This is a genomic window from Brenneria sp. L4-2C, assembly GCF_040240335.1.
Classification (GTDB): Bacteria; Pseudomonadota; Gammaproteobacteria; order Enterobacterales; family Enterobacteriaceae; genus Brenneria.
Map to the genome: position 1 here is coordinate 148,935 of NZ_JBEIAC010000005.1, position 23,265 is coordinate 172,199.

General features: G+C 56.0%; 20 protein-coding genes. 12 read left to right on the plus strand and 8 right to left on the minus strand.

Features of this window, described 5'->3' with window-relative positions; all coding sequences use genetic code 11:
- The first annotated feature begins 69 nt into the window (after nt 1-69).
- From nlpI to ABRZ26_RS10220, 4 genes are all read left to right on the plus strand, one after another.
- Nucleotides 70-954: a lipoprotein NlpI gene (gene nlpI, locus ABRZ26_RS10205; protein ID WP_319604151.1), complete on the plus strand. Its 885-nt coding sequence runs from the start codon at nt 70-72 to the stop codon at nt 952-954.
- Nucleotides 955-1,063: 109 nt separating this feature from the next.
- A complete protein-coding gene (gene yrbN / locus ABRZ26_RS10210; RefSeq protein ID WP_349824363.1) occupies nt 1,064-1,135 on the plus strand; it encodes a protein YrbN in 72 nt (23 codons plus the stop codon).
- A complete protein-coding gene (locus tag ABRZ26_RS10215) occupies nt 1,125-2,981 on the plus strand; it encodes a DEAD/DEAH family ATP-dependent RNA helicase (RefSeq protein ID WP_319604152.1) in 1,857 nt (618 codons plus the stop codon). The genes yrbN and ABRZ26_RS10215 overlap by 11 nt, the downstream gene beginning before the upstream one ends.
- A 301-nt stretch (nt 2,982-3,282) precedes the next feature.
- The gene (locus tag ABRZ26_RS10220) at nt 3,283-4,995 is read left to right on the plus strand and encodes a phosphoethanolamine transferase CptA (protein WP_319604153.1); all 1,713 of its coding nucleotides are present in this window, start codon (nt 3,283-3,285) and stop codon (nt 4,993-4,995) included.
- 38 nt (nt 4,996-5,033) lie between these two features.
- On the opposite strand, the gene ABRZ26_RS10225 is transcribed toward ABRZ26_RS10220, so the two are convergent.
- Nucleotides 5,034-6,050 (minus strand): luciferase-like monooxygenase, encoded by a 1,017-nt coding sequence (locus ABRZ26_RS10225; RefSeq protein WP_319604154.1) that lies wholly within the window; start codon nt 6,048-6,050, stop codon nt 5,034-5,036.
- 280 nt (nt 6,051-6,330) lie between these two features.
- Between ABRZ26_RS10225 and ABRZ26_RS10230 the strand changes: the two genes are divergently transcribed.
- Genes ABRZ26_RS10230 through ABRZ26_RS10240 form a run of 3 tightly spaced genes read left to right on the plus strand, consistent with a single transcriptional unit; the run spans nt 6,331 to nt 9,583 of the window.
- Nucleotides 6,331-7,302, plus strand: coding sequence for an HlyD family secretion protein (locus ABRZ26_RS10230; protein ID WP_319604155.1), 972 nt, complete (start codon nt 6,331-6,333; stop codon nt 7,300-7,302).
- A complete protein-coding gene (locus tag ABRZ26_RS10235; protein WP_319604156.1) occupies nt 7,284-8,438 on the plus strand; it encodes an ABC transporter permease in 1,155 nt (384 codons plus the stop codon). Before ABRZ26_RS10230 ends, ABRZ26_RS10235 begins: the two co-directional genes overlap by 19 nt.
- Nucleotides 8,435-9,583 (plus strand): ABC transporter permease, encoded by a 1,149-nt coding sequence (locus ABRZ26_RS10240; RefSeq protein ID WP_319604157.1) that lies wholly within the window; start codon nt 8,435-8,437, stop codon nt 9,581-9,583. Before ABRZ26_RS10235 ends, ABRZ26_RS10240 begins: the two co-directional genes overlap by 4 nt.
- 29 nt (nt 9,584-9,612) lie before the next feature.
- On the opposite strand, the gene ABRZ26_RS10245 is transcribed toward ABRZ26_RS10240, so the two are convergent.
- Both ABRZ26_RS10245 and ubiU read right to left on the minus strand, forming a co-directional pair.
- Nucleotides 9,613-10,491 (minus strand): U32 family peptidase, encoded by an 879-nt coding sequence (locus tag ABRZ26_RS10245; RefSeq protein ID WP_319604158.1) that lies wholly within the window; start codon nt 10,489-10,491, stop codon nt 9,613-9,615.
- 11 nt (nt 10,492-10,502) lie between these two features.
- A complete protein-coding gene (gene ubiU / locus ABRZ26_RS10250; RefSeq protein ID WP_319604276.1) occupies nt 10,503-11,498 on the minus strand; it encodes a ubiquinone anaerobic biosynthesis protein UbiU in 996 nt (331 codons plus the stop codon).
- Nucleotides 11,499-11,886: 388 nt separating this feature from the next.
- Between ubiU and ubiT the strand changes: the two genes are divergently transcribed.
- Together ubiT and ABRZ26_RS10260 are read left to right on the plus strand one after the other, a co-directional pair.
- Nucleotides 11,887-12,411 (plus strand): ubiquinone anaerobic biosynthesis accessory factor UbiT, encoded by a 525-nt coding sequence (gene ubiT / locus ABRZ26_RS10255; RefSeq protein ID WP_319604159.1) that lies wholly within the window; start codon nt 11,887-11,889, stop codon nt 12,409-12,411.
- Nucleotides 12,405-12,908, plus strand: a complete 504-nt coding sequence (locus tag ABRZ26_RS10260) for a GNAT family N-acetyltransferase (RefSeq protein ID WP_319604160.1) — start codon at nt 12,405-12,407, stop codon at nt 12,906-12,908. Before ubiT ends, ABRZ26_RS10260 begins: the two co-directional genes overlap by 7 nt.
- On the opposite strand, the gene ABRZ26_RS10265 is transcribed toward ABRZ26_RS10260, so the two are convergent.
- Entirely contained in the window at nt 12,895-13,197 is a 303-nt protein-coding gene (locus ABRZ26_RS10265; protein ID WP_319604277.1) for a GIY-YIG nuclease family protein, read from the minus strand. The genes ABRZ26_RS10260 and ABRZ26_RS10265 overlap by 14 nt on opposite strands.
- A gap of 358 nt (nt 13,198-13,555) precedes the next feature.
- On the opposite strand from ABRZ26_RS10265, the gene deoA reads away from it, so the two are divergent.
- From deoA to deoD, 3 genes are all read left to right on the plus strand, one after another.
- Nucleotides 13,556-14,908 carry a thymidine phosphorylase gene (gene deoA / locus ABRZ26_RS10270; RefSeq protein ID WP_319604161.1) on the plus strand — a complete coding sequence of 451 codons (1,353 nt, stop codon included), beginning with the start codon at nt 13,556-13,558 and terminating at the stop codon, nt 14,906-14,908.
- A gap of 33 nt (nt 14,909-14,941) precedes the next feature.
- Complete coding sequence (gene deoB, locus ABRZ26_RS10275; RefSeq protein WP_319604162.1) at nt 14,942-16,165, plus strand: phosphopentomutase; 1,224 nt, start codon at nt 14,942-14,944, stop codon at nt 16,163-16,165.
- A 165-nt stretch (nt 16,166-16,330) separates the two neighbouring features.
- Nucleotides 16,331-17,050 carry a purine-nucleoside phosphorylase gene (gene deoD, locus ABRZ26_RS10280; protein ID WP_319604163.1) on the plus strand — a complete coding sequence of 240 codons (720 nt, stop codon included), beginning with the start codon at nt 16,331-16,333 and terminating at the stop codon, nt 17,048-17,050.
- Between the two features lie 306 nt (nt 17,051-17,356).
- Here the strand turns inward: deoD and ABRZ26_RS10285 are convergent, their stop codons facing one another.
- The 4 genes from ABRZ26_RS10285 to ABRZ26_RS10300 form a co-directional block, all read right to left on the minus strand.
- Nucleotides 17,357-19,030 (minus strand): ABC transporter ATP-binding protein/permease, encoded by a 1,674-nt coding sequence (locus tag ABRZ26_RS10285; protein ID WP_319604164.1) that lies wholly within the window; start codon nt 19,028-19,030, stop codon nt 17,357-17,359.
- Nucleotides 19,031-19,092: 62 nt separating this feature from the next.
- A complete protein-coding gene (locus ABRZ26_RS10290) occupies nt 19,093-21,564 on the minus strand; it encodes a TonB-dependent siderophore receptor (RefSeq protein ID WP_319604165.1) in 2,472 nt (823 codons plus the stop codon).
- A 142-nt stretch (nt 21,565-21,706) separates the two neighbouring features.
- Nucleotides 21,707-22,669 (minus strand): FecR domain-containing protein, encoded by a 963-nt coding sequence (locus tag ABRZ26_RS10295; RefSeq protein WP_319604166.1) that lies wholly within the window; start codon nt 22,667-22,669, stop codon nt 21,707-21,709.
- Nucleotides 22,662-23,204 carry a sigma-70 family RNA polymerase sigma factor gene (locus ABRZ26_RS10300; protein ID WP_319604167.1) on the minus strand — a complete coding sequence of 181 codons (543 nt, stop codon included), beginning with the start codon at nt 23,202-23,204 and terminating at the stop codon, nt 22,662-22,664. The genes ABRZ26_RS10295 and ABRZ26_RS10300 overlap by 8 nt, the downstream gene beginning before the upstream one ends.
- Nucleotides 23,205-23,265: the final 61 nt, after the last annotated feature.

Sequence of the window (23,265 nt, forward strand, 5' to 3'; positions counted from 1 at the left end):
AGCGGACGTCCTTACATTGAGCAAACCGGGACAGGATGTTCATCCAATGTTTGTCTTCGGGAGTGGGAAATGAAGCCTTTCTTGCGCTGGTGTTATGTTGCGACAGCTCTTATGCTGGCAGGATGCAGCAACACGGATTGGCGTAAAGACGCAGTGTTGGCAATTCCATTACAGCCTACTTTACAGCAGGAAGTGATTCTGGCGCGCATGGAACAAATTCTTGCCAGCCGGGCACTCACCGATGATGAGCGAGCACAGCTATTATATGAGCGTGGAGTGCTGTATGATAGTTTAGGGTTGCGAGCATTAGCGCGAAATGATTTTTCACAAGCGTTATCGATCCGCCCTGATATGCCGGAAGTTTTTAACTATCTGGGTATTTACTTAACGCAGGCAGGCAATTTTGATGCTGCCTATGAAGCGTTTGATTCTGTACTAGAGCTTGATCCAACTTACAATTACGCGCGTTTAAACCGGGGCATCGCTTTGTACTATGGCGGTCGTTACCTGTTAGCGCAGGATGATCTGCTGGCGTTTTATCGAGACGATCCAAATGATCCTTTCCGTTCGTTGTGGCTGTACCTTGCGGAGCGAGAAATCAATCCGGAGACGGCCAAAGTAGCGTTGCAGAAACGCTATGACGGGGCGCAGAAAGGGCCGTGGGGATGGAATATTGTCGAATTCTACCTGGACGGTATCAGCGAAAAAGTGCTGATGAGCCGTTTGCAGGAAGAGGCTACGGATAACACTTCGCTCGCTGAGCATCTCAGTGAAACTGACTTCTATTTAGGTAAGCACTACCTAAGTCTGGGGGACAAGAACACCGCTTTGGCGCTGTTCAAGCTGACGGTTGCCAACAACGTTCACAATTTTGTTGAGCACCGCTATGCATTGTTGGAATTGGCGCTATTGGGCCAAGAGCAAGACGACCTATCAGAATCGGACCAGCAATAGCTGACGAACAATACTATCGCCTTAAAACTACGGTTGTCACCTTAGCGGGTGAGGGCTTTTTTGTTCGCTTTTTAATCCAATTTGAGCCGGTTCACACTTTTCAATGAAAATGACTGAAAATTTTCTCGACGAGTTATGTAGACTGGCCGCCATTTATGAGGCACGTGTACATGACTACTGAGCTTGAAACCTCTTTTGCTGATCTGGGGCTGTCCGCCCCCATTATTAATGCCCTTACCGATTTGGGCTACGAAAAACCATCGCCGATTCAGGCGGAGTGTATTCCTCATTTATTGAGTGGTCGCGATGTGCTGGGGATGGCGCAGACCGGTAGTGGTAAAACAGCGGCATTTGCGCTGCCATTACTGAACAATCTCAAACCCGAATTAAAAGCGCCGCAGATGCTGGTGCTGGCGCCAACGCGCGAATTGGCTGTACAGGTTGCCGAAGCCTGTAATGATTTTGCTAAACATTTGCACGGCGTGAACGTGGTTGCTCTGTACGGCGGCCAGCGTTACGACGTCCAGCTGCGCGCTTTGCGCGGCGGCGCGCAGATCGTGGTCGGTACGCCGGGACGTTTGCTGGACCACCTGAAGCGCGGCACGTTGGACTTGTCCAACCTGAGCGGACTGGTGCTGGATGAAGCCGATGAAATGTTGCGTATGGGCTTTATTGAAGATGTGGAAAACATCATGGCGCAGATCCCGGCGGAACATCAGACCGCGCTGTTTTCCGCGACGATGCCGGAAGCCATTCGTCGCATTACGCGTCGCTTCATGAAAGATCCGCAGGAAGTGCGCATTCAGTCCAGCATCACCACTCGCCCGGATATCAGTCAGAGCTACTGGACTGTCCACGGCCTGCGTAAAAATGAAGCGCTGGTGCGTTTCCTGGAAGCGGAAGATTTTGATGCGGCGATTATTTTCGTCCGTACTAAAAATGCCACGCTGGAAGTGGCCGAAGCGCTGGAACGCAGCGGTTACAACAGCGCGGCATTAAACGGCGACATGAACCAGGCTTTGCGCGAACAAACGCTGGAGCGTCTGAAAGATGGCCGTCTGGATATTCTGATCGCCACCGATGTGGCTGCCCGTGGTCTGGACGTTGATCGTATCAGCCTGGTGGTTAACTACGATATTCCGATGGATGCCGAGTCTTACGTCCACCGCATCGGTCGTACTGGTCGCGCCGGTCGCGCCGGTCGCGCATTACTGTTTGTTGAAAACCGTGAGCGTCGTCTGCTGCGTAACGTCGAACGCACCATGAAGCTGACCATTCCTGAAGTCGAACTGCCGAATGCTGAACTGCTGGGACAACGCCGTCTGGCGAAGTTTGCCGCCAAAGTTCAACAGCAGCTGGAAAGCAGCGATCTGGATATGTACCGTGCGCTGTTGTCCAAATTGCAGCCTGAAGAAGAGCTGGATATCGAAACTCTGGCTGCGGCGTTGCTGAAAATGGCGCAGGGCGAACGTCCGCTGATTCTGCCGCCGGATCCGGTCTTCGATCGTCGTCCGCGTCGTGAATTCCGCGATCGTGACGATGCGCGCGGCGATCGTCGTCGTGATGGCGAGCGTCCGCAGCGTCGCGAGCGCCGGGATGTGGGTGATATGGAACTGTATCGTATTGAAGTCGGACGCGACGACGGCGTGGAAGTTCGCCATATCGTTGGCGCTATTGCCAACGAAGGCGATATCAGCAGCCGCTATATCGGCAATATCAAGCTGTTTGCTTCCCACTCAACGATCGAGTTGCCGAAAGGCATGCCGGGTGATTTGCTCTCTCACTTTACCCGCACCCGTATCCTGAACAAACCGATGAACATGCAGTTGCTGGGCGATGCCAAACCGCATGACCGCGGGAATGGCGAACGCCGTGGCGGTCGCCCTGCCGGCGATCGTCCCGCCAGCGCGCCGCGTCGTTCCTATAGTAACGGCGAACGCCGTGACGGGAATGCTGCCGGCGAGCGTCGCGGAGGACGTAGCTTCAACCGTGATGCGGCGCCGCGTCGTCGTCCTGCGGATGCCTAAGCGTATTACATCGAAAAAGACATTATTTGACTGTTAACAGTTAACAGCATAAGATTTTTCGACATAAGACGGCCCTTTCGAGGGCCGTTTTTTTTGTCGAGAGCACGGATAAAACGCTTATTTTTTCAAGTCGAGGTTTGCTTAACGATATTACGTCGTATTGATTATCAGGCAGCCTAATGATAACGCGCGGTTACTCTCTAATAAAAAATCGATGATCAAAAAACAGATGTTTTCTGAAAGGCTCATATGGCGAGGCTTGTGGGAATTTTAATTAATTTAAGTGTTTGGAATAAAATAAATGTCTGATTTTTTAATGAAAAAGCGCTTCAGTTGGGGCGCGTTGGGATGGCTTTTACTGTTTTTCTGGTATTTTTCCGCGGTATTGCAACTATCAATTTTATTGAGCGGCCACAGCGGGTTTAATGGATTAAGAGACGCGCTGATTTACAGTTTATTTTGGCTTGTCCCGGTATTTATTTTCCCGCGTCAAACCCGAATCATTACGGCAGTCCTGGGCATTGTACTTTGGGCCTCTTCCGTGGTGGCTCTCGGGTATTATTCGATTTATAAACAGGAATTCTCGCAAAGTATACTGTTCGTGATGTTCGAATCGAATACGACGGAAGCCGGCGAGTATATGAGCCAGTACTTTAGCCTGAAAGTGGTTGGCGTATTGCTGGTTTATACCGTAGCGGCATTTTTCTTATGGACAAAGGTGCGGCCGGTTTATTTGCCCATCGGGCGTCGCGCTGTCGCCATCCTGGTGATTATTACCGCGCTTTTTGGCATTCCCGCCTATAAAAATATCATTGTTGAGAAAGGGTCTTTGCAAGATACCGTCAGCTATCTGGCCGATAGAATGGCGACCACGGCGCCCTGGCAATTTATGAGCAGCTATATGGAATACCGCCAGCAATTAAACAGCATGGAAGCGATGTTGCAGCAAAACGCGGCGCTGCCGCCGCTGGCCAATCTCAAAGACGCCAATGGCGATACGCCGCGCACGCTGGTGCTGGTGATCGGTGAGTCAACCACCAGCAGCCGCATGAGCCTGTATGGTTATCCGCGTCCGACGACGCCTCGTCTGGATGCGTTAAGCCAGTCCGATCCGAATCTGGTGGTATTTAAAGATGTGGTGACCTCTCGGCCTTACACCATTGAAATTCTGCAACAGGCGCTCACTTTTGCCGACGAGCAGAACCCGGAGGTGTATCTGACCAAACCCTCGCTGATGAATTTGATGAAGCAGGCGGGCTATAAAACATTCTGGATCACCAATCAGCAAACGATGACCAAACGGAATACCATGCTAACGGTATTTTCCCAGCAAACGGATAAGCAATTTTATCTGAACAACCAGCGGACGCAGAGCGCCCGGCAGTACGATGATGTGGTGTTGCCGCCGTTTGAGGAAGTGATGGCCGATCCGGCGCAGAAGAAATTCATTGTCGTTCATTTATTGGGAACGCATATGAACTACAAATACCGCTATCCGGAAGATTTTGACCGGTTCAACGACCGTACCGGCGTGCCTTCCGGGGTTAGTGATAAAGACGTGGATGTCTACAATCACTATGACAATGCGCAATTGTACAATGATTACATCGTCAGCAGCCTGATTAACACTTTCGCGCAACATAAACCCAATGGCTTTTTGCTGTACTTCTCCGACCATGGCGAAGATGTTTATGAAACGCCGCCGCATAATATCCTGGGACGTAATGAGGCCGCCCCGACCCGAGCGATGTATACCATTCCCTTTATGGTGTGGATGTCGCCGGAATGGCGGGCAAGCCATAGCCTCGACTATACGCCCTATATCGCACGCAAATACAGCAACGCCCATTTGATTCATACCTGGTCTGATCTGGCGGGGTTAAGCTATAACTTTTATGAACCCTCCAAGAGTCTGGTAAACCCGGCGTTCAAACAAACCGAACGTTGGATCGGCAATCCTTATGATAAAAAGGCACTGCGTCCGTTCGATGATTTGCCGACGACGGTGAAATAACATCGATAGCGGGGATGCTTTCCAGCATCCCCGCCTGTTTATGCTTCCTGCAACGATTGCCGCAGGCTTATCGCGATCTCAAAGGATCGCAGTCGGGCCTGATGATCAAAAATCTGTCCGTTAATCATCACTTCATTCACCTGCGTTTCGCGTAACAAACTCTGTAAGCCATGCCTGACTTTCGTGCGGTCGCCGACGATGGATAAGCGTAATGTTTGCTCTACGCCAAACTGCTCCGCCGGCGACCAGACGGCATCCATATCCTCTACCGGCGCGGGCAGCGGGCCGGGAACGCCGCGGCGCAGATTGATAAATTGTTGCTGCATTGAGGTAAAGAGGAAGCGGGCATCGCGATCGCTGTCTGCGGCAACCACATTGACGCAGACCATTGAGTAAGGCTCGGGATAGGCGGCCGAGGGTTTAAATGTTTCGCGATAAATCTTCAACGCTTGCAGCAGCATATCGGGCGCGAAATGGGCGGCGAAGGCAAAGGGCAATCCTAACGAAGCGGCTAATTGCGCGCTGTACAAACTGGAGCCCAGCAGCCAGATGGGAACCTGTAAACCCTGACCGGGTACGGCCTGCACCGCCTGACCGGGTTGCACATCGGCAAAATAGCGCTGTAGTTCCCGCACGTCGCGGGGGAAATCATCAATATCGGCATCAAGATGGCGCCGCAGGGCAATCATGGTCTGCCGATCGGTGCCGGGCGCGCGGCCCAGCCCGAGGTCGATACGGCCCGGATAGAGAGACTCCAGCGTGCCGAACTGTTCGGCGATCACCAGCGGGGCATGATTGGGCAGCATCACGCCGCCGGAGCCAATGCGGATATGCTGGGTGCCGGCGGCGAGATAGCCTATCAGCACCGAGGTGGCGGCGCTGGCGATGCCGGTCATATTGTGGTGCTCGGCCAGCCAGTAACGATGGTAGCCCCATTTTTCCGCCTGTCGCGCCAGATCCAGCGAGTGGCGGAAGGCCGTTTGCGCGTTAGATCCGGCCGGTATCGGCGCCAGATCCAGAAGAGAGAATGGGACGGACTGAGAATTTGCAGACATAGAGGGTATGCACCTTATCGGTTTCGGATACGTTGAGTATTGCGCTATTTAGCGAAACTTCCTATGCCGGTCATCTCTGACGTTGCCGACGGACCCCCGGCGCCGCGCCCGGACGGGATGTCGACATAGGTTGTTTTCTTTATGTTTAAACAAGATGACGCTATCGCGCTACAATGTAGCGGGTTTGTTTTTAATGTTGGTTAATTGTTTTGTACAGGTGGCAAGGCGCGGCGCGCGGCGTAAAATGGCGTCTGCGCAGTTCACGTTCGGAGCATGGTAAATGAATAAAAAGACGCGGTTGACGTTATTGCTGGTCGTCGTGGTGATTGCGCTTGCGGTGCTGTTTCGAGCGAATAATAAGGATGTGTTGCTACAGGGTGAAGTCGATGCCCAAGAGGTCATCGTCTCCTCCAAAGCATCGGGGCGGGTAACGGAACGTCATGTGCAACGCGGGGATGACGTCAAAGCAGGCCAACTGCTGATTACGCTGGAAAATGCTGAACTGGTTGCGCAGCTGCATGCGGCGGAAGCCGCACGGGATCAGGCGAAAACGCAGTCGGAGCAGTCCGAACACGGTACGCGGGAAGAGAGTATCCGTAATCTGCGGGCGTCGCTGGCCCAGGCGCAGGCCGAATATCAGAACGCCCGGCATGAATACGATCGTCTGGCCGGCATGGCGGGGAAGGGGTATGTCTCGGACTCGTCGCTGGACAGCGCGCGTAAGACCCGCGACAGCGCCTTGCAGCAGGTTAAGGCGGCGCAGGCCAGTCTGGATGAGGGACTGCACGGCGATCGGCCGGAGCAACGGGAAAACTATGCCGCCGCGCTGCGTCAGGCCGAACAGCAACTGCTGGAAATTAAAGCCCAGTCGGACGAATTGCAGGTCAGGGCGCCGGTGGACGGCGAAGTCGGGCCTATTCCGGCCGAGGTGGGCGTGCTGTTCAACGCCGCCAGTCCGCTCATCACGCTGGTGCGCGTTCCACAAGCCTGGTTCGTCTTCAATCTGCGGGAGGATATTCTGGCCGGGGTGCGCAAAGGCGATCGGATCACGCTGCGCGTACCGGCGCTGGATAACCGAATGATTGACGCCGAGGTGCGCTATATCGCGCCGCTGGGCGATTACGCCACCAAACGCGCCACGCGGGCGACCGGCGACTTCGATTTGAAGACCTTTGAAGTCCGGCTGTATCCGACGCAGCCGCAGGAAGGACTGAGACCGGGAATGAGCGCGCTATGGCAGTGGAAAGAGTAAACGCCGTCTGGCGTAGTTTCAGCGCGTCATTCCGCCAGGAAGTGAAAACGGCGTTGCGCAGCCCGGTGGTGCATTGGCTTGGCTGGGGATTTCCTCTGCTGTTGTTCATTCTGCTGGGCAGTATTTTTTCCGTCGGAACGATGCAGGATCTGCCGGTGTCGGCGATCGATAACGATCACAGCACGCTGTCGCGCGATCTGATCCGTAAGCTGGACGCCGGATCCCACGCCCGCATTGAGCCGCGGCCCGGCGGTCTGGCAGAGGGCTTGCAGCGCTTACGCAGCGCTCAGGACTATGGCCTGCTCTATATCCCGCTAAATTTTGAAGCCGATGCGCTGGCCGGACGTCAGCCCAGCGTCTTGTTTTACTACAACGCCCTGTTTTATGGCGCAGGTTTTTATTCCACGCAGGATTTCAGCGCGCTGATGACGGAAATCAACAGCCGGTATCGCAGCGTGATCGCCGCAGACTCCGGTCATACGCTGCCGGCATTGGCCGATGTCAGCCTGGCGTACGGCAGTCTGTTCAACGCCAGCGGCAGTTATGTCTATTATCAGCAGTTTGCCGCCACCATTCACTTGCTACAGCTTTTCGCCGTCACCTGTATGATCTATGTGCTGGAACGCAGTAGGGATGTGGTTAACCGCCGGCCTTTCGTACTGGCGATGCTCGGCAAGCTGGCGCCTTACACGCTGTGCTACACCGTGCTGCTGATTGTTGAAATGGCTATCCTGGTATGGGTGTCCGACGCTCACGTGAGCGGCAATCCGCTGTATATGCTGATGGTGGGGTTCTTTTATGTCATGGCGGCGCAGAGCATCGGCGTGTTGCTGTTTTCTTTTACCCGCACGGCGCTGACGGCCTATACCATGATGGGCATCATCGTCAGTATTGCGCTGACCTTTTCCGGTCTGGCGGTGCCGGAGCTTTCCATGCCGCTGCCGGCGCAGATTATCGCGCAAATCGAGCCGTTAACCCATGCGCTGTATGCGATGTTCGATATCTTCCTGCGCCAGGTTTCGCTCGCTTCGGTTCTCAGCGTCTGCGCGCTGTTGCTGGCTTATCCGCTGGCGACCGGCCTGCTGGTGCGTAACCGGCTGTATCAGCGTTTAAGCCAGCCGGAGAATAAATCGTGAAAAGTTACTGGCAGACATTCAGCCGGGTGCTGATCGGCATGCTGGAACGCCCGATGTGGCTGATGTTGCTGGCGTCGCTTTGCGTGATGAGCCTGGTTTACGCCAATCACACGGTGTGGGATTTGCCGGTGGCGGTGATCGACCAGGATCACAGCAACGCCAGTCGGCAGTTAATGCGCGAGCTGGACGCCGCGCCGAAAATTGCGGTTAAAACTTACGACAATCTGCCGGAGGCGCAGCGCGATCTGGTGCTGCGCAAGCTGTTTGCCGTGATCATTCTGCCGCCGGATCTGGAGAAAAAGATCCTCTCCGGCGGGACGATTACCATCCCCGCCTATGGCGATGCGACCAACCGTCTGGCCAACGGTCAGATTCAGCAGGATGTGATGGCGGCCTGGCGGCAGTTGCTGAGCGGCTATAATCGCGATCTGCTGCTGCGCAGCGGTTTTAGCGACCGGCAAGCGCAGGTTATTCTGACGCCGGTGGTCGGTCAGACGCTGGGATTGTTTAATCCCGGCGTCAGTTTCGCGGCGATCATCTTCCCCGGTCTGCTGGTGATGCTATTGCAGCACTCCCTGCTGATTGCCTGCGTGCGGGTCAGTATCGCGCTGAAAAGTTCTCCGCAGGGCAAGCCGACCATCCCTGTCTATCTGGGCGGCCTGTCGGCGCTGTTGCCGATCTGGCTTTTCCTGTCGATCGTGCTGTTTGTACTGTGGCCCTGGCTGCTGGGTTACCGACAGACGGCGAATATCGCGGAAATTCTGCTGTTGACGTTTCCATTCTTGCTGGCGGTGTTGGGGCTGGGCAAATTGCTGACGGAATGTTTGCGCCGCGTGGAAATGATTTATCTGACGCTATCGTTTATCACCATGCCGGTTTTTTACCTTTCCGGCACCATCTGGCCGGTACAGTCGATGCCGGGCTGGGTGCGGGCGATTTCATCGATGCTGCCTTCGACCTGGGCGACCAAGGCCATCGCCGGCGTTAATCAGATGAATCTGCCGCTGAGCGAGGTGGGACGAGATGTGACGATGTTGCTGTTGTTGGGCGCCGTTTATACCCTGCTCGGCATCGGCGTGGGGTTGTTGCATAACACCGGGCAACTGCGTCGCTTGCTGCGGCGCCGTTCCAGACGCCTCAGCTAGCGTATGCCGGTAACGCCGGCCTCGTCGCGTTATTGCACCAGTTCCAGACCCGGCACGCGTCGCCAGTAACCGTTGCAGTCGGCGTTTTTCTCCAGCGTCAGCGGCGCTTCGCCGTGTTCGTTGGCCCGGAAGGCATCAACCATCGCCAGCGTTTCCATCCCCAACGGCGACAGACGGACGATATCCACCAGACCGGCCATATTGGCAAGTTCGTTACCCAGGTTATAACAGTAGCCGCTCTGGGTCTGGATGCCGTTGAGAACAAAAACCTGCTGATTTTCCTGGGATAGCACTTTACGTCCCCGCGGATAGCGGATGCAGCAGGTTTCGCACTCATCCTTGGCGCGGTTTTCCGAACGCGCGGTAAAACAACGCGCCGAATAGGCCAGCGGCAAGTGGCCGTAGCTCAGCACTTCCACTTCAAACTGGTTGCGAAAGCCAAGCTCTTCACATTGGTTCAGCAGGTTCTGCAACCAGTCGCGGGAGAGTTCCACCGGCATACACCAACGCGCCATGCCCTGCTTATGCAGTAAGCGCAGCGTATAGGCGTTATAGCAATTGAGGGCATGTCCGGCGACGAACGGCAAGCGGCGTTCGGCGGCCATGTTGACGGCGCCGAGATCGTTGGCTTCCAGCAGGAAGTCGCCGTTTTCGACGTAACGCTTCAGCTCATTCAATTCCGATGGCGCCTGAAGCAGCGCCAGCGTGGAGATAACCACCTGTTTGCCATGGTCGGCGACCTGTCGGGCGACGGCCAACCAGTCGCTTACTTTCATTGAACGGCGCTTGCTGCATACCGTTTCGCCAAGATACACAATATCCGCGCTGCTGTTCATGGCCGCCTGGTAGAACGTTTCAATCTCGTCTTTGGGCCAATAGTAGAGGATGGCGCCCAATGCGTATTTCATATTGTCTCCTGCTATTGCCATTTACGGTGATAGGCGCCCAGCGTGGTTTGCGTACCTTCCGCCACCGCGCCGAGGGTATCCATCCATTCCCGGGTGGGCGAGAAGGCGGCGGGATCGGACATGCATTTGTCAATCGCCTGCCGCCAGACGCGGGTGATCTGGCTGACATAGGCGGGGCTGCGCTGGCGTCCCTCGATTTTTACCGAGGCGATATTCGCCGCCAGCAGTTCGGGCAGCAGTTCCAGGGTGTTGAGGCTGGTGGGTTCCTCAAGCGCGTGGTAGCGCTGGCCGTCGACCAGATAGCGGCCTTTGCACAGCGTCGGATAGCCGGCATTTTCATTATCCTGATAGCGGTCGATCAACACATTATTCAGGCGGGACTCCATGCCCTGCGCCGTTTGCTGCCAGCGCACAAAACGCGCGGGCGAACAGGCGCCCACGGTATTCGGCGATTCGCCGGTCAGGTAAGAGGAGAGGTAGCAGCGGCCTTCCGCCATGATGCACAGGCTGCCGAAAGCGAAGACTTCCAGCGGAACCGGGGTGGTGCGGGCCAGTTGCTTTACCTGATGAATGGAGAGCACTCGCGGCAGCACGACTCGAGATACGTCGAAATTACGCTGATAAAAATGAATCGCTTCGGTATTGGTGGCCGACGCCTGTACCGAGACGTGTCGTTCAATCTGGGGATAGCGCTCCGCGGCATATTCCAGCATCGCCAGATCGGCCAGAATCAGGACGTCCGCGCCGATTTGCGCCGCCATATCCACGGCGCGCTCCCAGCGTTGGTAACCATCGGGATGCGCAAAAGTATTGATGGCGATATGCAGTTTGCGGCGGTGGCGGTGAACATAATCGCGCGCTTCCTGAAGTTTTTTGTCGGTAAAGTTAAGTCCGGCGAAATGGCGTGCGTTAGTGTCGTCTTTCAGGCCGATGTAGACCGCGTCCGCGCCATTATCGATAGCAGCTTTCAATGCCGGAAGGTTTCCGGCGGGGCAAAGCAGTTCCATACAATTTCCTTCATTAATCAAAGCCATCGGACGAGTAACGGCGCCGATATGATCAATGATGTCGGTGGACCAATAAGATTTTTTACTCGTCTCATCCATGAGACTCGCCCTGAGGGCCATCGCTGCGCGATGTTGAAAATCGCTCCGGCGATTTTTTATCAGTCAATGAATGTTGTTAACGATAGAGGATCTTAATTAACCTGATAAGGCTGGACTTTGATTTAAACCAGCTAATCGTGTAATGAAGAGGTTGGTTTTGCATCCACGCTGGCGATAAAGCGGGAGAACAGGCTAAATTATTGACATAGACCGCAGCCGCTTGCCTGTGATGTGGCAAAATAGTTGTGGATCGTCTGAACCATCAGACTGTTTTAAGAGGAGTACGCCAGTGTTGGAAAGACTACGGGCGCAGATTGTGCGCCAAGGGCCGGGCTTATTGGGCAAGCCATTAAAGTTCACTCCTTTTGCTTTACAGCGTCAGGTTCTGGAACAAATGCTGAGGTGGCAGTTTCGTCAGGCACTGGAAGAGGGTGAGCTGGAGTTTCTGCAAGACCGTTGGTTAAAAATTGAAGTACGGGATGTCGGCTTGCAGTGGTTTATGACATTGCGTGATAACCGGCTGGCGGTGAGCGATCGCGAGAATGCGGACGTCAGCTTCAGCGCCGACGCCAACGATCTTATTCTGATCGCCGCGCGTAAAGAAGATCCCGATACGCTGTTTTTCCAGCGTCGTTTGCGCATCGAAGGCGATACCGAACTTGGGCTGTACGTCAAAAACCTGATGGATGCCATTGAACTGGAATCCATGCCGGCGCCGCTGCGTATCGGATTGCTGCAACTGGCTGATTTTGTCGAAGCCGGGCTACAAGAGGGCGTGGAGCAATCTACCGATCACGCGCCCGTTTCATGCTAGTGCGTGTGGAAATACCTGTCGATGCCGCGGGTATCGACAGCCTGTTGCGGCGGGCGTTTTCGACGGGGGCCGAAGCTGATCTGGTTCATCAACTGCGTGAAGATGGGCAATTGACGCTAGGGATCGTCGCCACGGATGATGAAGGCGGCGTGATCGGTTACGCCGCGTTCAGTCCGGTGCTGATTGAAGGGGAAGATCGCCAGTGGGTCGGACTCGCGCCGTTAGCCGTGGAGGAAAGTCTGCGTCGACAGGGAATTGGTCAGCAACTGGTGTATGAAGGATTGGACGCGCTGAATGAGTTCGGTTACACCGCTGTCGTGGTATTGGGCGATCCCGCCTATTATTCCCGCTTTGGTTTTGTGCCCGCGTCTGAATATCAGTTGCATTGCCGTTGGCCGCAAGGCGCCGCCGCTTTCCAGGTTTACCCGCTGGCGGACAATCATTTCGAGGGCGCGAGCGGGCGGGTCGAATATGCCGATCCTTTTAATCGCCTCTGAAGATCGTATCCAATAACGACGTGGGCTGGTCTTGTACCAGCCTTTCTTTTTGGCGCTTGCTCAACTGCTTAATGCGATACTCCAGCCTTAGCGCGCTTGAACGATCGCCTGCCTGATACTGAAACACCAGCGCCAGTTCTCCCTTTCCCCGCAGCGCTTTCGCCCCTTTTCCCGATTGATGCTGAAGTAGGCGCCGAGCCACATCGGTGGTAATTCCCGTATAGAGCATGCCGGTTGTGGTGCGCAACATATACAGATACCAGCAAGGCACGGGGAGGGAGTCATTCATCGGCATCGGCGCACTCGTTACAGGTTAAGGTCGGCTCATTTTACGGCGCATGGCGCTTCAGTTGAAGCAGATTTCCCGCGCGCCTGCTTCCCGGCGGTGGACTGCGCGCGGCGATTCGCGCCTTTTGAAATCCATTGGGTCTATGATTAACGCATGGAATAAACCGAGAATAGTTAATTAACGTGACGAAAATCACATATAATGCCGCGTGGTTACATTGCTTTTACATTAAGTGTGAATAATGACGCAAAATGAGTCGATATGGCGTGTTCAAATACCCGGTAGGGTTATCCCGAACCGAGAGAGATAACGGCTTAAGACATGACCCGCTCTTATTCACTCGACAGGAGAGCATGCTTTGTTTCTGATTCAGGAAATCATTCGTAAGAAGCGTGACGGCATGCCGTTGAGCGATGAGGAAATACGCTTTTTCGTTAACGGCGTCCGCGATAATTCGGTATCTGAAGGGCAAATCGCCGCGCTGGCGATGACCATCTACTTTCATGATATGTCGATGGCGGAGCGCGTTTCCCTGACGCTGGCGATGCGTGATTCCGGCACGGTGCTGAACTGGAAGAGCCTTAACCTGAACGGCCCGCTGGTGGATAAACACTCGACCGGCGGCGTAGGCGATGTGACCTCGCTGATGCTGGGGCCGATGGTCGCCGCCTGCGGCGGATATGTGCCGATGATTTCCGGTCGGGGATTGGGCCACACCGGCGGTACGCTGGATAAGCTGGAGTCGATACCCGGACTGGATATCTTCCCGGACGACGAGACGTTCCGGCAGATTATTCAACGCGTCGGCGTAGCGATTATCGGCCAGACCAACTCGCTGGCGCCGGCGGATAAGCGGATTTACGCCACGCGGGACATTACCGCCACCGTGGATTCGATACCGCTGATCACCGCCTCGATTCTGGCGAAAAAACTGGCTGAAGGGCTTGATGCGCTGGTGATGGACGTTAAGGTGGGCTCCGGCGCCTTTATGCCGACCTATGCGCTTTCGGAGCAATTGGCGCAGGCGATCGTCGGGGTCGCCAATCATGCGGGTTGCCGCACCAGCGCGCTGCTGACCGATATGAATCAGGTGCTGGCTTCCAGCGCCGGCAATGCGCTGGAAGTGCGCGAGGCCGTGCGTTTCCTTACCGGGGAGCGGCGTAACCCGCGGCTGTATGAAGTGACGATGGCGCTGTGCGAAGAAATGCTGTTGTCGGGCGGTCTGGCGGACTCCGCCGCCGATGCGTGCAACCGACTGCAAGCGGTGCTGGATAACGGCAAGGCGGCGGAGCTGTTTGGCCGGATGGTGGCGGCGCAGCGTGGCCCGGCCGATTTTGTCGAGCATCATGCGCGTTATTTACCGGCCGCCATGTTAAGCAAGCCGGTTTTTGCCGAATATGACGGCATCGTCGCCGCGATGGACACCCGCGCCTTGGGCATGGCGGTGGTAGCGTTGGGCGGCGGCCGCCGTCAGGCCGGCGACAACATTGATCACAGCGTGGGCATCGACGAGATGGTCAGTCTGGGGGAGCGCGTCGACGGCCAGCGGCCGCTGGCGGTGATCCACGCCAATACCGAAGCCCAATGGCAACGGGCGGCGAACGAGGTGCGGGCCGCGATTGCGCTGGGCGAGACGCCGGCGCAAAAAACACCGATTATTTATCGTCGCATGAGCGCTGACGATTCTACTATTTCAACGCCGGCGGGCTGAGCCTGCCGTGAGTAATAATGCAGGAGATGAACGATGAAACGTGCCTATATTATGGTACTTGACTCCTTCGGTATCGGCAGCAGCGCCGATGCGGAACGCTTTGGCGATGTCGGCTCAGATACGTTAGGCCATATTGCGCAGGCTTGTGCGGCGGGAAAAGCCGATCAAGGTCGTAAGGGCGCGCTGCATTTGCCGAACCTGAGCCGTTTGGGGCTGGGAAAAGCGGCTGAGGAATCAACCGGGACTTTTCCTGCGGGGCTGGATCCGCAGGCTGATATTATCGGCGCCTACGCGTACGCCAGCGAAATTTCCTCAGGCAAGGATACCCCGTCCGGTCACTGGGAAATCGCCGGCGTGCCGGTGCTGTTCGACTGGGGCTATTTCAAGGATGAAGAAAACAGCTTTCCACAGGAATTGCTGGATAAGCTGGTGAAACGCGCCAATCTGCCGGGCTATCTGGGCAACTGCCACTCTTCCGGCACGGTGATTCTGGACAAGCTGGGTGAAGAGCACATGAAAACCGGCAAGCCGATTTTCTACACCTCCGCCGATTCCGTGTTCCAGATCGCCTGTCACGAAGAAACGTTCGGTCTGGAGAAGCTCTACGAACTGTGTGAGATTGCGCGCGAAGAGCTGACTGAGGGCGGTTACAATATCGGCCGGGTGATCGCCCGTCCGTTTGTCGGCGATAAACCGGGCGACTTTCAGCGTACCGGCAACCGGCACGATCTGGCCGTTGAGCCGCCTGCGCCGACCATCCTGAAAAAGCTGGTGGAAGAACAGGGCGGCGACGTGGTATCGGTCGGCAAGATTGCCGATATTTACGCGCAGGTCGGCATTACCCGGAAAGTGAAAGCCACCGGTATTGACGCGCTGTTCGACGCTACGCTGCAAGAAATGGATAACGCGGGGGATAACACCATCGTGTTTACCAATTTCGTCGATTTTGACTCATCCTACGGCCATCGTCGCGATGTGGCGGGATATGCCGCCGCGCTGGAATTGTTCGATCGCCGCCTGCCGGAGATGCTTTCGCGCGTGACGGGGGATGATATCCTGATCCTGACCGCCGACCACGGCTGCGATCCGACCTGGCACGGCACCGACCATACCCGTGAGAACGTCCCGGTATTGATCTATGGGCCGAAAGTGAAGCCCGGCTCCTATGGACACCGCGATACGTTCGCGGATATCGGTCAGACGGTGGCGAAGTATTTTGACTTGTCGGCGATGGATTACGGCAAGCCGATATTGTAATACGTTTACTGCGAACCCCCGCCCGGCCTCCCCTGCTAAGGGGAGGGCCGGGGTTGAGTAGGGTCAAACGATCGCTGATTTACGTCGCGCCGGACGCGACCTGTTTTTAACTTTGCGTTTATCTGAACGCGATTTGTATTAGGCTGATTGATAAGGAACACAAGCATGGCTACGCCACATATTAATGCGGAACTGGGTGATTTTGCGGATGTCGTACTGATGCCGGGCGATCCGCTGCGGGCAAAATATATTGCCGAAACCTTTCTGGAAAATGCGCGTGAAGTGAACAATGTGCGCGGCATGCTGGGATTTACCGGCACTTATAAAGGCCGCAAGATTTCGGTGATGGGCCACGGCATGGGGATCCCTTCCTGCTCCATCTATGCGAAAGAGCTGATCACCGAGTTCGGCGTGAAAAAGATCATTCGCGTGGGGTCATGCGGCGCCGTGCGTACCGATGTAAAACTGCGTGACGTCGTGATAGGCATGGGCGCCAGCACGGATTCCAAAGTGAACCGCCTGCGTTTCAAAGACCACGATTATGCCGCCATCGCGGATTTCGACATGGTGCGCAACGCCGTTGATGCGGCGAAATCTCACGGCGTAAACGTGCGCGTCGGTAACCTTTTCTCGGCCGATCTGTTCTATACGCCGGACCCGCAAATGTTCGACGTGATGGAAAAGTACGGCATTCTGGGCGTGGAGATGGAAGCCGCCGGCATCTATGGCGTGGCGGCCGAGTTCGGCGCCAAAGCGCTGGCGATTTGCACCGTCTCCGACCATATCCGCACCGGCGAACAAACCACCGCCGAAGAACGCCAGACCACGTTTAACGAGATGATCGAAATAGCGCTGGAGTCCGTTCTGCTGGGCGATAGCGAGTAAGATTTCTCTCTCCTGATGGGGGTGCCGGCCTGCGCCGGCATCCCCGCGGCCCCCACCTCCGTCATCCCCGCGGCCCCATCTCCGTCATCCCCGCGGTCCCCACCTTCGTCATCCCCGCGGCAGTAGGCGGGGATCAGTTACTGAAACCGTGAATAGCCTTTGACTGATGCCCGCCTTCGCGGGCATGACGGAGGGGAAAGGCATGGTGAATAAAAGAGCCTTGACCGCTGATGCCTGACGCCGCATTTGCGGCCGCTTACAGCGTATCCGCGCCGACGGCGGTTGGCGTCTGCGGCGCACTCTCCGCTATAGTGGCGTGCTTTGCCCGTTCGTCATGGGCAGCGAATGCTCGAACAGGGCGCTGACCGCCGGCTGGTGGCTCACCGCCAGGACAATGGCCTGCGGCAGCGTTTCTCTTAGTCGGGTCAGCAGTTGAATGGCGGCGTCGTCGTCCAACTGACTGGTGGCTTCGTCCATACATAACAGCGCGGGGCGCAGCAGTAATGCGCGCGCCAGCGATAAACGCTGCTGTTCGCCGCCGGATAGCTCCCGACCCCAATGGGTGGTTTCATCCAGCCTGTCGATCAGCGACGTCAGCCCCACCTGTTGCAACGCCAGACGTAATGATTCCGTCTCCGGCGCGTCCGACTGCGGATAACACAGCGCCCGACGCAGCGTATCTTCCGGCAGATAAGGCTTCTGCGGCAGAAACAGCGTCTTGCCCGCCGGTAGCCGGTATTCTCCCTGCATGTCGGGCCGAAATCCCGCCAGCGCGCGCAGCAAGGTAGTTTTCCCGCTGCCGCTGGCTGCCGTCAGTACGCCCCATTCTCCCTTTTTCAGGTGAGCGCTTAGCGGGGCGAACAGCGGCGTTCCGTCTGGATGGCGTACGCTGAGCGCGGAAATACGCAAGTCATCGCCCTGTCGGGATGGTCTGTGTAACGCCGGCAACTGAGACAGGCTGTGCTGAAAGGTCCACAGGCGCTCAACGGTGGCGGACCAGGCCACCAACTGGCGGTAGGAGTCGACAAACCAGCCGAAGGCGTCCAGCACATAGCCAAATGCGGTTCTGGCCTGCATGATCGCGCCCAGCGTGATCTGGTGCGTCAGGTAGACCGGCAACACGGCGAATACCGGGATCATCAGGCCGATACGAAAATAGCTGGTGATAAAGGATTCCAGGCGGAACTCCTGGCTCATCAGACTGCGCCAGTTGGCCACTATCGATTGAAAGCGTTGCTGCATGCGCGTTCGCTCGGCGGCTTCCCCCTGATAGAGGGCGATTTGCTCGCTATTCTCGCGCACCCGCAGCAGCGTGGCGCGGTAATCGGCCTCGGCGCGCTGTTTTTCCATGTTCAGCCCGTGCAGACGGTGTCCGAGAACATGAGCGATAATGCTGCTGACGATCGCATAACCCAGCGCGATCCACACCAGATAACCATAAATGGTCACGCTGTGGCCGCCGATATTGAAGGTCTGTACGCCGGACAGTCGCCACAGGATAACGATAAAGGAAAAAAAGTAGGCGATGTTTTGCAGCAGAGAAAGCAGCAGTTCCAGGCTCTGTTCAATCAGCAGTCGGATATCTTCGGCGATACGCTGATCGGGGTTATCCGGTTCGCCGCGCAGGCTGAGCCGGTAGTGGCCGCTGTGATTCAGCCAGGCCCGTTCGAATTTTTGCGTCATTTCAATGCGGCAATGAATGATCAGCTTTTTTTTCAGCCAGTTATTGCAGACGATGACCAGCACAAACAGGGCGGTATAGCTGCCGTAGCGCACGGCGAGCGACAGGATGGAGGCGTTTTGAAAATAGTCCGCCAGCGCATCGAAAAAGTCTTTGCTCCAGTTGTTATACAGCACGCTGACCCACACGACCGACAGCTTCAGCGTGATAATGATCAGCAGCAGCAGCCAGCTAAAAGCGGCGCGGCGGGTAAACCAGAATGGGGCGATTAACTGATAAAAGCGTTTTAGTGTTTGCATCTGAATCAAACCCGCGGCCCGCTTTCACGGGCCGCGTTCTGTCGGTGAATAAGCATCGGCAATCAGAAGGTGTATTTCGCCGTCAGCATAAAGTTGCGGGGATCGCCATAGTAGTTGTAAGCCCCGCGGTGGCGGTTGTTCAGGGTTTTGTAATAGACCTTGTCGGTCAGGTTATTGCCCACCAGATTAAAGCTGAGGTTTTTACTGTACTGATAGGTGATATTGGCGTTAACCAGCGTGTAGCCGCCCTGATAGACATTGTAGGTGGTATTGGTATCGGTTTGCGCGGTCAGACCTGCGCCGACGGTCCACTGATTCAGTGTCCCAGGCAGGTTATAGCTGCTATAGAGTTTAAACATATGCTGCGGGGTATACGGGCTATAGGTTTGCCCGCGATCGCTCTCTTTCCCTTCCAGATACTTGGTATTGGTGAGCGTATAGCCGGTAAATAACTGCCAGCCTTCAGCCAGTTTGCCCGAAACTTCCAGTTCGACCCCCTGACTGCGTACTTTCCCTTCGGGACGATAGCAAGCATCACCGTCAGGGCAATTGGTGTCCGCCACGGCGCGGTTGGCTTGAATAATACGGTACAGCGCGATAGACGCGTTCAGGTCGCCATCAAAAAATTCACCTTTAATCCCGGTTTCGTAGTTTTTACCCGATACGGCCGGTAGCAGCGCCTTGTTGCGGTCGGTGTATTCCTGCGGCTTGTAGATATCGCTGTAGCTGGCGTACCAGGTGTAATTGTCGGCGAAATCCCACAGCAGACCCGCGTAAGGAATGAGTTTATCGCGAACTTTGTAGCTGCTGGGATGGGTCGTATTGCCGGTGGCGCGGTTGGTATTGTACATATCGTAGCTGAACGCGCTGTAGCGGCTGCCGAGGATCAGCTTCCAGTCGTCGGCCAGTTCCAGCCGGGTGGTGGCGAACAGGGCGCGTTGATAGATATCGTACTGGTAGCGACGGGTATAATCCGACCAGTCAGGTTCAGCCAGTGAGCTGGGATTCCATTGAAAAATATTGACATTATCGCTATAGGGTGACGTAGTTATTCTACCAAACAGATTATCAAAGTTTTCTTTCTGATAATCGCCGCCCAATACCAACTCGTGGTTACGTCCCAACAGCTCAAACGGACCGCTCAGGCTCAGGTTATAGCCCCATTGGTCTGACTGGTTATCCCGTTGGATGCCGTTATTCAGCTTTGCGCTGCCGCTGCCGTCCACCCCGTTGATACCGTTGCCGAATATCCCGATGAATTTTCCTTCAGAGGTAGACCTGCTGTAATTCAGCGCGCTTTTTAACGTCCAGTCATTATCAAAAGTATGTTCGATTTCGGCGAAGGGATTGATCTTTTCAAAGGTGATGCGGTTCCAACTGGCCCCCAGGAATGTTGAGCGGGGCAGCTTCAGACTGGCGTAGTTGGTGGAGAGCGGCAAGCCGTAGAGATCGGGAACGGTAGCGGTTTTTTGCCAGTTAATCCCGGCGGTAAGCGTGGTGTTGGGCGTCATATCCCAGGCCAGCGTACCGAACAGCACTTTGCGTTCGCTGTCGACATAATCGACGAAACTCTGTTTATCCTGATACACCCCGACAATGCGTCCGCGCAGGCTGGCATCGTCATTGAGCGGGCCGGAAATGTCCATTTCGCTACGGTAATTGTCCCAACTGCCGGCGCCGACGCTGCCGGAAGCGTGAAAATCATAGGTGGGTTTTTTGCGCACCAGATTGACGGTGCCGCCTGGTTCTCCGTTGCCCTGGGTCAGACCGGACGCGCCGCGCAGGATTTCCACGCGATCGTAAATCGCCAAATCGGGCGATTCGCTGGATGCTTCAGAGAAGCCCATACCGGATACGCTGTTTTGGAAAGATGAACTGGCGCCATCTTCTTTAACATTATCCATGGTAAAACCGCGCGACTGGAATTTGGTCTGATAAGAGCTTTCATTCACCACATTGACCCCGGTGGTCTGGCTCATCGCCTCGTCCAGCGTGGTCATATTCTGATCGTCCATGCGCTGGCGGGTGACCACGCTGACCGACTGCGGCGTTTCGCGCGGCGACAGATTCAACTGCGTGGCGGTATTCATGCTGCGCGTGGTGTAAGAGCGGGTGCCTTCCGTCATGCCGTTCTGGTTGATGTTGGCGATCACCAGCATTTCGTCGCTCTTTGGCGCTTGCTGCAAGATATAGGTATTATCCGACTGCCGCACCGCCTGTAGGCCGCTGCCGGCCAGCAGGGCGCGGAATCCGTCCTCCACGCCATAATTCCCCTGTAACGCCGCGCCGCTTTTCCCGCTCGCCAGAGCGGCATCGCCGACCAGATAGACGCCGGACTGAGCGGCGAACTGGTTTAACTGAGCGTTCAGCGAACCCGCCGGGATGGCGTAGGCGTGCGGCGTCTGTACATCCGCCCGCGCCATGCCGGGAGAGATGAGTAAAGGCGCGCCGCACAGCAGAATCCGTATGGCGACGGCGATGGTTTTGGGCGTCCGGCCTGCGCCGCGCCGGGAGAAATATGGTGTGATTGACATAGTGATCCAGCCTTCTGACCCAGAGTGAAAAAAGAGTGCTTTTACTGTGAATCGAAGGACAAGACCAAAAGGGGAACCGAAATGATAATTTTTTTTATTTCCCGTCACCCTTTGGGCCGCCGCAAGCGATGTTGAAGGTTTCTTATTTCCTCTCGACCGTTACCCACCAGGCAAAGCGGCGGTTGATGCGAACGGGGAAGGTTTGCGCCAGCATCGCCAGGGCTTTATCCGTATCCGTCAGTGGGAAGGTACCCATCACCCTTAGCGCCGCAATGTCCGGTTGGCATGCCAGATAGCCGTGTCGGTAGCGCGAAAGTTGCTCGATAACCTCGCCCAGCGGCATGTTATCCGCCTGTAGCAGACCTTTCGACCAACTGGCGTCGGTTTGTCGGTGGGGCAGCAACGATCCCTGACCCTGAAGATCGAAGTTCAACTGTTGGCCGGCATTCACCCGGCGCGAGACATGCCCGTCGCGCGCGGTGACTTCAACCGCGCCTTGATAAACGGTAAGGCGCGTGGCCGCAGCGCGCTGCTCGACGCCGAAGCGGGTACCCAGCGCCTGCATTTGTCCCTGAGCGCTGGAAACAAAAAACGGGCGCTCGTCATGGGCGGTTTCAATCAATACGTCGCCCGCCAGCAGCGCAATCCGGCGGCGTTGATTGTCGTAGTGGATGTCGATGGCGCTGGCGGTATTCAGCCAGATCTGCGTGCCGTCCTGTAGCCTGAGGTATTTGATTTCACCGGTGGCGCTGTGGTGATCCGCGGTTATCGCCAGCAGCGTTTCGTGCAGCGGCGTGTGGCGGTAGGTTGCCCAGGATAAAAGCGAACCGACGCCCAGGAAAGCCATCAGCTTGAGGGCGGCGCGACGATTAACTTCAGCCGGTTGGCGCAGCAGGGCGCTGATGGCCGGTTGCCGAGTATCGCCGCGTAAGGGCTGAAAGCGCTGGCTGACTTTCCGCACGTACTCCCAGGCGAGGCGATTTTCCTCGCTCTCCTCCAGCCAGCGCCGCCAGTGACGGTGCTGTTCATCGTCGGGCGCAAGATCAAGCAACCGGGCGTACCATTGCGATGCCTGTTGTAAGGCGATGAAACCGGGTTTACTCATTGTTTTCCGGCGTGATGCCTTCCAGCTCCGCTTCCAGCAGCACGCAGTGCAGCATGGCCTGCGCCATGTATTTTTTCACCATCCGCTCGGAAACGCCGAGCTGCGCGGCGATATTCCGATAGGTCAGCCCCTGAATCTGCGCCATCACAAAGGCGGCGCGCACTTTTTCCGGCAGCGAGCGCAGCATGGCGTCCACCTGATACAGCGTTTCGAGGATGATGTTGTTGTATTCGGCCGAGAGCGCGACGATTTCCGGCTGATTAGCCAGCGAGCTCAGCCAGACGCGCTCAATTTCCCGTCTGCGCCATAAATCTACGCACATCCCTTGCGCCATCACGCTCAGGTAGGCGCGCGCGCCGGCATGACTGTCGAATTGCCGCGGTTTGATCAACAGGCGTAAAAAAACATCCTGCGCCAGATCGGCCGCATCGCAAAAGTCGCCCAGACGTTTGCGCAACAGCCCCTGCAACCAGCCATGATGCTGGTGATAGAGCTGATTGATATCTGCTGCGGTATCAATAGGGACTGATGACATGTCAATAACCTGAAAGCGAACCGGCAAGGAGAAATGAGATCTGTATCTCAATTTTAATTGA

What these genes read in the sequence shown, in the direction of transcription:
- nlpI (WP_319604151.1), top strand. Translation starts at nt 70, where the DNA reads ATGAAGCCTTTCTTGCGCTGGTGTTATGTTGCGACAGCTCTTATGCTG.
- ABRZ26_RS10215 (WP_319604152.1), top strand. Translation starts at nt 1,125, where the DNA reads ATGACTACTGAGCTTGAAACCTCTTTTGCTGATCTGGGGCTGTCCGCC.
- ABRZ26_RS10220 (WP_319604153.1), top strand. Translation starts at nt 3,283, where the DNA reads ATGTCTGATTTTTTAATGAAAAAGCGCTTCAGTTGGGGCGCGTTGGGA.
- ABRZ26_RS10225 (WP_319604154.1), bottom strand. Translation starts at nt 6,050, where the DNA reads ATGTCTGCAAATTCTCAGTCCGTCCCATTCTCTCTTCTGGATCTGGCG.
- ABRZ26_RS10230 (WP_319604155.1), top strand. Translation starts at nt 6,331, where the DNA reads ATGAATAAAAAGACGCGGTTGACGTTATTGCTGGTCGTCGTGGTGATT.
- ABRZ26_RS10235 (WP_319604156.1), top strand. Translation starts at nt 7,284, where the DNA reads ATGGCAGTGGAAAGAGTAAACGCCGTCTGGCGTAGTTTCAGCGCGTCA.
- ABRZ26_RS10245 (WP_319604158.1), bottom strand. Translation starts at nt 10,491, where the DNA reads ATGAAATACGCATTGGGCGCCATCCTCTACTATTGGCCCAAAGACGAG.
- ubiU (WP_319604276.1), bottom strand. Translation starts at nt 11,498, where the DNA reads ATGGAACTGCTTTGCCCCGCCGGAAACCTTCCGGCATTGAAAGCTGCT.
- ABRZ26_RS10260 (WP_319604160.1), top strand. Translation starts at nt 12,405, where the DNA reads ATGCTAGTGCGTGTGGAAATACCTGTCGATGCCGCGGGTATCGACAGC.
- ABRZ26_RS10265 (WP_319604277.1), bottom strand. Translation starts at nt 13,197, where the DNA reads ATGAATGACTCCCTCCCCGTGCCTTGCTGGTATCTGTATATGTTGCGC.
- deoB (WP_319604162.1), top strand. Translation starts at nt 14,942, where the DNA reads ATGAAACGTGCCTATATTATGGTACTTGACTCCTTCGGTATCGGCAGC.
- deoD (WP_319604163.1), top strand. Translation starts at nt 16,331, where the DNA reads ATGGCTACGCCACATATTAATGCGGAACTGGGTGATTTTGCGGATGTC.
- ABRZ26_RS10285 (WP_319604164.1), bottom strand. Translation starts at nt 19,030, where the DNA reads ATGCAAACACTAAAACGCTTTTATCAGTTAATCGCCCCATTCTGGTTT.
- ABRZ26_RS10290 (WP_319604165.1), bottom strand. Translation starts at nt 21,564, where the DNA reads ATGTCAATCACACCATATTTCTCCCGGCGCGGCGCAGGCCGGACGCCC.
- ABRZ26_RS10295 (WP_319604166.1), bottom strand. Translation starts at nt 22,669, where the DNA reads ATGAGTAAACCCGGTTTCATCGCCTTACAACAGGCATCGCAATGGTAC.
- ABRZ26_RS10300 (WP_319604167.1), bottom strand. Translation starts at nt 23,204, where the DNA reads ATGTCATCAGTCCCTATTGATACCGCAGCAGATATCAATCAGCTCTAT.